The following is a 7,286-nucleotide window of genomic DNA, read 5'->3' as shown; positions in this document are numbered from 1 at the left end:
CGGTCGGCGGGTGGCCACCGGAGCGTACCGGGGGCCGCACGCCGGGGAGTTGCGCGGGTGTCAGATGTTGACGAAGCGGGCCGGCCGGCCGCCGGGGGCCCAGCCGAGCTCCCAACCGGACCAGCTGCCCGGCTGGTGCCAGTTCTCGTAGACGTTGCCGTCCCCGCCGACGCCGTAGAGCACGTTGGTGCCGTTGAAGTCGCGGCGGGCGTTCGGGGTGCCGATGAGTCCGCCGGAGGGGGCGGCGCTGAGGGTGTGCCAGCCGGACCAGGGGCCGGCACCCGGGTTGACCTGGTAGTTCTCCTGCACGTTGCCCTGGTTGTCGAGCGCGTCGACGACGGTCTTGCCGGAGCTGTCCATGAAGACGCTCGGCGAGCCGAGGATCCGGGCGCCGTTGGCCGCGGAGCCGAGCGCCAGTTCCCAGCCGGACCAGCTGCCCGGCTGGTGCCACGTCTCCCAGACGCGGCCGTCGGTGCCGGTGGCGTAGACGACGTTGGTGCCGTTGCTGTCGACGTAGCCGTAGGGGGTGCCGGTCATCCGGACGCCGGAGGGCAGGCCGGAGATGGTGTGCCAGCCGGACCACGGGCCGGCGTTCGGGTTGACCTGGTAGTTCTCCTGGACGTTGCCGTTGCTGTCGATCGCGTCGACCACGGTGTGGCCCGCGGTGTCGATGAAGACGCTGGGCGAGCTGACCAGCTTGGTGCCGCCCGCGGGGCCGCCGGGTGCCCAGGAGAGCTCGAAGCCGGACCACGTGCCGCCGTCGGGGTGCCAGTTCTCGTAGATGTTGCCGTCGCTGCCCAGGACGTAGATCACGTTGGTGGACATGTTGCGGGTGGCGAACGGGACGCCGATGAAGCGGACTCCGCCGGGCTGGCCGGAGACGTAGTGCCAGCCGGACCAGGGGCCGGCGGCGGGGTTGGTCTGGTAGTTCTCCTGCACGTTGCCGTTGAGGTCGACGGCGTCGACCACGGTCTTGCCGTACCAGTCGACGAAGGCGCTCGGGGAGCTCTCGAAGCGGGTGCCGCCGACCGGCGAGCCGAGGCCGAGCTCCCAGCCGGACCACGGGCCGGCGGCGACGTTGTTCTGGTAGTTCTCGTAGATGTTGCCGTTGTCGGCGGTCGCGTAGGCCACGGTCTTGCCGCTGTGGTCGACGACCGTGGTCTGCAGGCCGCTGCTGATCGGGGCCGGCGCACCGACCGGGGAGACGAACCCGAGGAAGCTGTAGCCGCCTTCGAGGTTCGCCTCGATCTGGTCGGGCGTGCCGCTGACCTCGGTGACGGCGTTGCCCTGGTTGCCGCCGATCTCGGTGAGCGTGCCGTCCGGGTGCACCGACTCCACGATGCCGATGTGCGCGCCGCCGCTCGCCTTGGTCGGGTAGTTCCTCCCGCCGAAGATCATCGCGTCGCCGGGCTGCGGGACGTAGCCGGTCGGGTCGTGCCAGGTGCCGTTGTTGTCGCCGTAGTTGACGAAGGTGGTGACCGTCCAGCCCAGCGGGGAGACGTCGACCCCGCCCTGTGACCAGGCCCACTTCGCGAACGCGGCACACCAGTTGAGGCTGCAGTCGATGCCGTCGTAGCCGGAGTTGCAGCCGCCGCCCAGTTGGCCGCGGGCCGCCGAGACGATGGTGGTGCTGTTCACCGCGGCCGCGGCGGACGACACCGGGAGCAGCGCGGCCGTGCTCGCCACCAGGGTCGCTGCGACGGTCCGGGCGACGGCCCGGCGCAGTGACCTGCCGACGCCGGCGGGGGTGGATCGGGACATGTGTCGTGGTTCCTTCCGTGGAAGTGGAGTGTGCGGGTGTGAGTGTGTGCTCAGCGGTGGCGGGGGCGGTGGCGGATCAGAAGCCCAGGCCGGCCAGCGGGAGCGTGCTGAGGCGTTCGGCGGTCCAGCCGGACAGGGTGGGACTGCGTGTGGTCCTGGCGCACAGGTTCCTGACGGTCCGGAGGCAGTCCTCGGCGCTCTCGGCGCGCAGGATCACGGCGATGTCGAGGCGGCCGGCGGGTGCGGGAGCGCTCGTCCGGACGTGGTCGAGGCGGTCGGCGGGTACGGCGTGGGCCCAGAACAGGTCGACGACCGTCGCGGGGTCCGGGAGGCGGTCGATCGGAGGCGCCCGGGTCAGCCGGACGGCCACCACGTACCTGACGGTCGCCGCCGTCACCAGCAGGCGCCGCAGACCTCGCCCGGGGAGCCGGCCGTGTCGGCTGCCACGGGCGTGGCAGCGGTGGCGGGCGCGGCAGCGGTGGCGGCAGCGGCAGCGGTGGCGGGCGCGGCAGCGGTGGCGGTGGCGGACGCGGCGCACAGCCCGATGCCGACCAGGGCGATCAGGACGAGCGATGCGAATCGCCGTGTTCCGGGCATGGCGGGACCTCCGTGCGGCTGGGGGTGAGTGGCCGGAACGGTCGCTCCGGTGCCGGATCCGTCGGGCCCTCGGCGCCCTTCGGTGACGACGAGTCTTCTCGCCGGTCCGGGCCGGCGGAAGGAGTCACCGGTGGCCCGAAGGTTCCATGGCCCGATCGCGCCACACCCCGCCGACGGTCTCCTGCGGCCGCGCGCCGACGGCTGGTACGAACCTTGTTGGATCTGGTCCGGACATGCCAGGCTCAGCACGGGACGCAACGACATCGCACCGGGGACGGGACGGGGGCTGGACCGATGCTGCGCGCGCTGGGGCTGGACGCGGTCAGTGAGCGGGTGTACCGGGCGCTCCTCGCCGATCCGACGGCGGACGCCACACTGCTGGCGGAGCAACTCGCCCTTCCCCAGGGCGAGGTGACGAGAAGTCTGGACACGCTGGCGGACCTCGCCCTGCTGCGGATGTCCCGCGAGGCCGCGGACCGGCAGCGCCCGGTCAGCCTCGAACGCGGCATCGCCCTGCTGCTGAAGCGCCAGGAGGAGGAAGTCCGGGCCCGCCGCGCGGCTCTGGAGGCCAATCGCGCCACCGCGGCCGCCGTGACCGAACGGGCGACCCTCGAACGCCGCCGCATCCCGACCGGCACCGAGCAACTCGACGGCCTGGACGAGATCCAGTCCTGCCTGGAATCGCTGGCCCAGGGCGCCACGACGGAGATCCGCTCCATCGTGCCGACCCTGATGACCCCGGAGGCGCTCGAAGCCGCACGCCCGCTGGACGAGGAGCTCCTGCGCCGCGGGGTCGCCCTCAAGACGGTCTGCCACGAGAGCGCGCGCACCAACCCGCCGGCCCTCGCCTACGCGCGCTCGATGGCCGCGATCGGCGCACAGCTGCGCACCGCCCCGGCGCTGCCGCACCGGCTGTTCGTCGTCGACCGGGCCACGGCCCTGGTCCCCCTGGACCCGGCGTCGCCGAGGCCCAGTGCCGTCATGGTGACCGCGCCCGGGATCGTGGCGGCCCTCGGTGAGCTCTTCGACCGGGTCTGGGACACCGCCGTCCCCCTGGAGGACGCCCCCGCCCCCGACCGGGCCACCGGCATCACCCCCACCGAACGGGAGCTGCTCAGGATCCTCTCCACCGGTCTCACCGACGAAGGCGCCGCCAAACGCCTGGGCGTCTCCCTGCGCACCGTCAAGCGCCGGATGGAAGACCTGATGCGCCGTCTCGACGCCGGTTCACGCTTCGAGGCCGGCTTCAAAGCGGGCCGGCGCGGCTGGCTCTGAACCGCCTCTCTCGGGTCCGGGTCCTTGTTCTCCCGGTCCGCCCGCCGTCGGGGTCATCCGGGCCGGCCGTACGTCCCGTTCGCCGCGGTCGGCACCGGGCTGTGCGCCCGCACCGTACGTCCGGGCGTGCCGAAACGGGGCGCGACGCAGCCGGACCCCGGGGCGTCAGGGGGCGTTCCGCCCGGTATCGGGGCGGGACGGCGCGGGCCCCGCCGCGGTCGCGCGGCGGGGCCCGGGGGGCGTCACTTGACGGCGGTGAGGTCCAGCAGCGTGTACGGGCGGCGCTGCGGTTCGGTGGCCTCGCCGACCGCGTTCGGCATGTTCCGCTGCAGCGTGAAGGTCTTGTCCACGGTCTGGTCGCCGGTGCCGGTGACCATGTGGGCCGTCACCGCGTAGTCGGGGGTCGTGATGCCGTAGACGGACGGCAGCTCCAGCTTGAGGGAGGCGCTGTTCCCGGTGATCTGGAAGCAGAACTTGCCGTGGCCGATGGTGTCCCGGTCGCCCATGCCGCGGGTGTCGATCTGCAGCACTCCCGGCTTGGTGGTGCCGGGGGTGGGGCAGTCGACGAGGAGCATGTGGCCGTCACCGGTGATGAGCTTGATGCCGCGGTCCGTGAAGATCTTGTCGGCGCCCGGGTAGGCGAAGTCCTCGACGGCCGGCGGCGGCGGGGTGTCGTCGGCGGTGACGGCCGCGGAGCCGGCCGGAACGCCGGTCGCCGCGTTGGCGGCCGCGACGCCCGTGAACGCGACGGAGCCGGCGACCGCGCCGGCGACGAGCAGCTTGGAAATGGAGCGCATGGGAATCCCCCCTGGAACGTTTCGGAGTCGGTGGTTCACGGCATCTGCGCGAATGGCCCGGAGGCCGTCACCGGGAGTATTGCTATCACGAACGGATGACGTTCCGGAAGATCATTCTTCCGGCCGGGAGAAGAATCATCGAAACGTGAGTATGTATACGAAGTCTATGGGCGAATTAATATTCCGAACGGCCCTTTGCCGGGCGGTTACGGCTTGAACAGGTACAGGAGGCCGCCCATCGCGACCGCCGCGAGGGCGAAACGGATCATGGCTTCCTGGGCGAGGCCGTAGTGCTCCAGCGGCAGGCTGCCGTCCTCGGGGCGTTCCAGGACCATCCGCGCCATCTTCTTGCGGAATCCGAGCAGGCTCGCGGGAATCATCAGGCAGACGATCGAGTACATCGAGAGCAGCAGCTGGGGCGGGTAGTCGGGCTTGGCTATCGAGGCGATGTAGGCGAACGTCGCGATGATCACCGGCATGGTCGAAACGCGGATTCGGGTCGCTCGCGTCGGCATCGAAGGCACCAGCAGCGCGAGGTTGACGGCCGCGCACAGGGCCGCGATCAGCCACCAGGAGGTCGTGCTGAGGTCGAGTACGTACATGTCCACCCCTTGTCGACCGTGGGGCCGCGCCGGACGCGGCCCCACGGTCCCGTTCGAATTGACTCGCCGCTTTCCGGCAGCCTAGACCGCCGGACGGTTCAGGAGATCACCAGGTGAAGAGGCCGACAATGCCGGAGGCCACGGCGGACCCACCCTCGATGATCTTCTGACCGACTGCCTTGGCGCCCTTGATGCTGGCCCTCGCGACCGGTCCGGCGATCTCGCCGTAGATCTTGCCGTAGGGGCCTCCGATCGTGCCGAGGATCGTACTGGTCGCCGCGTTGAGGAAATCCTTGCTGTTGAAGCCGTCGGCGTAGAGCCACGCACCGGTGCTGAGCACACCGGCACCGAGGGAGAACGCTCCGAAGACGCCGAACCCGATCTCCCCGAGGGGCGGCGGAAGGGCGAGCGAACCGACTGCGGCCAGGCCCCAGATGGTGCTGTAGTGCCCCGTCTCCGTGGCGAAGTTGCGGATACCGTCCTTGCCGTCGCCGCCCGTTCCACCGCTTCCACCGCTTCCGCCGGAGCCCCCGGGCGGGGTGGCGGACGCCGTGTCATTGATCTTGTCGTTGGCCGGGTTGTTGGACGGGTTGACGTTCGCGGCCTCGGCCTGACGGGCCGCCTGGGCCGCCGCGGCTGCCGCCGCCGCCTGCTCCTGGGCCCGCTTGTCCGCCGCGATGCTGTGTGCCTCCCGCGCGGCCGCGGAGGCCTCGGAGGCGCTCTTGCCGGCGGCCGTAGCCGAGGCCGCCGCGCTGGCGGCCGAGGCACGGGCGCTGGCCGCCGAGGCGGTGGCCTTGTCGGCGGAGGCGACCGCCTGGTTCAGCGAGTAGTTGGCCGCGCGGTTCGCCTTCTGCGCGGTCGCGGCGGCCGACTTGGCCTGCTGGGCGGAGGCGGCCGCAGCGTTCGCCGAGGCGTCCGCCGCGGTGGCCTTGGCCTTCGCGTCGTCCGCGTAGCCCTTGGCCTGCTGGGCCGACGCCTGGGCCTTGTTCGCCCAGTCGTTGGCCTCCTGGGCGGCGTTTCGGGCGCTGGCCGCGACCTGGTACGCCAGCTGGGCGTTCTGGGTGGCGGTGACCGCGTCCTTCGCCGCGTTGGCGATCAGCGCGAGGACCGAGGACACGTGGGTGTCGGTGTCCGAGTCGAGCACGGCGGCCTTGTACTGGACGGTGGTCACGAAGTCGTGCTGCATCCAGGCCGGCCCGGCGAGCGCGACCTCGGCCGCCGCCTTGACGTTGGGACCGGCCTGGCCGTTCAGGACGGAGAAGATCGTCACCCGGTCGTCCTCGGCCACGGCGCGCTGGTAGCCGGTGTGGACGAAGTCGGACATCGCCTTGGCGCTGCCGTTGTTCAGCGCGGCGGCGCCGTCCCGCTTGACCGCGGTCCCGGCCCCGTTGAGCATCGTGAAGATGGTGTAGCGGAGGTCGTCGACCTGGACGTCCAGCGCACCGCCGGAGAGGAACTTCGTGACGGCGGTCGGGTCCGTGCTCTCCAGCGTCCGCTGGGCGGCGCCCGCGAGCGTGGAGGTGCCGATCGTGGACAGGTAGGTCACCTTGTCACGGTCGTCCAGCCGCAGGCCGTCCTGGTACTCCTTCTTCGCCCAGGCGACCACGCCGTCGTCGTTGTCGGCGAGCGCTGCGCGGGCGGCGTCCCGGGTCCAGTAACCCGCGCTGCCCAGCAGGTTGACGGCGGCCTTGCGGCCGAAGCCCGCCGCGGTCTTCGGGTCGGTGCCGGGGGCGGCGGCCTTCTGCACCAGGTCCTTGGTGGCCGTGTCGAGCGCGGCGGCCGAGGTCTGGTCGCCGGTCAGCTTGGCCTGGTCCGCGGCCTCCGCCTTGACGAGGGCGGCGGCCTCCTTGAGGCCCTGCTGCTTGTCGGCCTCCAGCTTGGCGGCCTCGGCCTGACGGGCCAGTTGCTCGATGCTCTGGGCCTCGGTGACGGCGTCGTTCGCAGCGGTCGCGGCCTCGATCGCGGCATTCGCGTGGGCGGTCGCCACGTTGGCCCAGTCCTGCGCCTGACCGGCCGACGCGGCGGCCTGCTCGGCGGCCGCAGCCGCCTTGTCGGCGTGGTCGGCGGCGCTGGTGGCCCTCCGGTTCGCCTCGGCGGCGTGCCCGGCGGCCGCGTTGGCCAGGCTCTCGGCCCGACCGGAGGCCGCGGTGGCCAGGTCCGCCGCGGAGCGCGCCTTGCCGGCCGCGTCCCGGGCCCGGGCCGCCTGGGCGCCGGCGGCGCCGGCCGAGCTGCCGGCCTGGGCGCTGGCCTCGGC

The 7,286-nt window shown here is 72.2% G+C and carries 7 protein-coding genes; 1 reads left to right on the top strand and 6 read right to left on the bottom strand.

Features of this window, described 5'->3' with window-relative positions:
- Positions 1 to 60: 60 nt before the first annotated feature.
- The 3 genes from ACFVU9_RS42580 to ACFVU9_RS42570 form a co-directional block, all read right to left on the bottom strand.
- A complete protein-coding gene (locus ACFVU9_RS42580; RefSeq protein WP_387602948.1) occupies positions 61 to 1,761 on the bottom strand; it encodes a CHAP domain-containing protein in 1,701 nt (566 codons plus the stop codon).
- A gap of 76 nt (positions 1,762 to 1,837) precedes the next feature.
- Positions 1,838 to 2,158 carry a hypothetical protein gene (locus ACFVU9_RS42575; protein ID WP_387602945.1) on the bottom strand — a complete coding sequence of 107 codons (321 nt, stop codon included), beginning with the start codon at positions 2,156 to 2,158 and terminating at the stop codon, positions 1,838 to 1,840.
- Positions 2,155 to 2,358, bottom strand: coding sequence for a hypothetical protein (locus ACFVU9_RS42570; RefSeq protein ID WP_387602942.1), 204 nt, complete (start codon positions 2,356 to 2,358; stop codon positions 2,155 to 2,157). The genes ACFVU9_RS42575 and ACFVU9_RS42570 overlap by 4 nt, the downstream gene beginning before the upstream one ends.
- A gap of 294 nt (positions 2,359 to 2,652) precedes the next feature.
- Between ACFVU9_RS42570 and ACFVU9_RS42565 the strand changes: the two genes are divergently transcribed.
- Complete coding sequence (locus tag ACFVU9_RS42565; protein ID WP_380448118.1) at positions 2,653 to 3,633, top strand: LuxR C-terminal-related transcriptional regulator; 981 nt, start codon at positions 2,653 to 2,655, stop codon at positions 3,631 to 3,633.
- Positions 3,634 to 3,875: 242 nt separating this feature from the next.
- Here ACFVU9_RS42565 and ACFVU9_RS42560 read toward each other — a convergent pair whose 3' ends face one another.
- The 3 genes from ACFVU9_RS42560 to ACFVU9_RS42550 all read right to left on the bottom strand — a co-directional run.
- A complete protein-coding gene (locus ACFVU9_RS42560; RefSeq protein ID WP_387602939.1) occupies positions 3,876 to 4,430 on the bottom strand; it encodes a hypothetical protein in 555 nt (184 codons plus the stop codon).
- A gap of 206 nt (positions 4,431 to 4,636) precedes the next feature.
- Positions 4,637 to 5,032 carry a hypothetical protein gene (locus ACFVU9_RS42555; RefSeq protein WP_380448121.1) on the bottom strand — a complete coding sequence of 132 codons (396 nt, stop codon included), beginning with the start codon at positions 5,030 to 5,032 and terminating at the stop codon, positions 4,637 to 4,639.
- Positions 5,033 to 5,138: 106 nt separating this feature from the next.
- Positions 5,139 to 7,286 (bottom strand): ALF repeat-containing protein (locus ACFVU9_RS42550; RefSeq protein ID WP_387602936.1); only part of this gene is annotated, 2,148 nt, incomplete at its 5' end.

The organism is Kitasatospora sp. NPDC057936 (assembly GCF_042887525.1).
Lineage (GTDB): Bacteria > Actinomycetota > Actinomycetes > Streptomycetales > Streptomycetaceae > Kitasatospora.
Note: the sequence above shows the minus strand (reverse complement) of the source record. Positions and strands in the feature narration are given on the sequence as shown.

What these genes read in the sequence shown, in the direction of transcription:
- ACFVU9_RS42555 (WP_380448121.1), bottom strand. Translation starts at nt 5,032, where the DNA reads ATGTACGTACTCGACCTCAGCACGACCTCCTGGTGGCTGATCGCGGCC.
- ACFVU9_RS42570 (WP_387602942.1), bottom strand. Translation starts at nt 2,358, where the DNA reads ATGCCCGGAACACGGCGATTCGCATCGCTCGTCCTGATCGCCCTGGTC.
- ACFVU9_RS42565 (WP_380448118.1), top strand. Translation starts at nt 2,653, where the DNA reads ATGCTGCGCGCGCTGGGGCTGGACGCGGTCAGTGAGCGGGTGTACCGG.
- ACFVU9_RS42560 (WP_387602939.1), bottom strand. Translation starts at nt 4,430, where the DNA reads ATGCGCTCCATTTCCAAGCTGCTCGTCGCCGGCGCGGTCGCCGGCTCC.
- ACFVU9_RS42580 (WP_387602948.1), bottom strand. Translation starts at nt 1,761, where the DNA reads ATGTCCCGATCCACCCCCGCCGGCGTCGGCAGGTCACTGCGCCGGGCC.